Genomic DNA, 433 nt, shown 5'->3' on the forward strand with positions numbered 1-433 from the left:
CGCCTGAACAACCCGATCCACAGGTATTGACAATTTCTCTCGCCGTCGTCAGATCACGGAAGTCGTCGAGCACCAGCTGACACTGCACATGGTCGGGTTGCGGTGTGAGACTGACGATTCCGTTGCCATTCGGTAAGCGAAGCGTCCGTCGGTACGCACCGTCACGCACTTCCTCGATGCCCGGGACGGCGCTGGCCGCCAGGTGGCCGAACACACCTTCATACGCGAAGGGCGTACGGACGGGCAGTCGCAAGGACAAGGCGCCGGGAGTGGCGGGCTGGCCGAATCGTGCCTGGGCCCGCCGGCGCAACGCGGTCGGCGTCAGATCGCACACCGACCGCACCGTGTCATTGAACTGGCGGATACTCGCGAACCCGGCGCCGAACGCCACATCGCCGAACGGCAGATCCGTCGTCTCGATCAGGACACGGGC

1 protein-coding gene is annotated in these 433 nt (G+C 64.9%); it reads right to left on the reverse strand.

Annotation, left to right across the window (positions count from 1 at the left end; translation table 11 throughout):
- The coding region (locus CWS39_RS28455) for an AlkA N-terminal domain-containing protein (protein ID WP_306768859.1) at window positions 1-433 on the reverse strand (433 nt) is incomplete at both ends.

The organism is Mycobacterium hubeiense, assembly GCF_002838065.1.
Taxonomy (GTDB): Bacteria; Actinomycetota; Actinomycetes; order Mycobacteriales; family Mycobacteriaceae; genus Mycobacterium; species Mycobacterium hubeiense.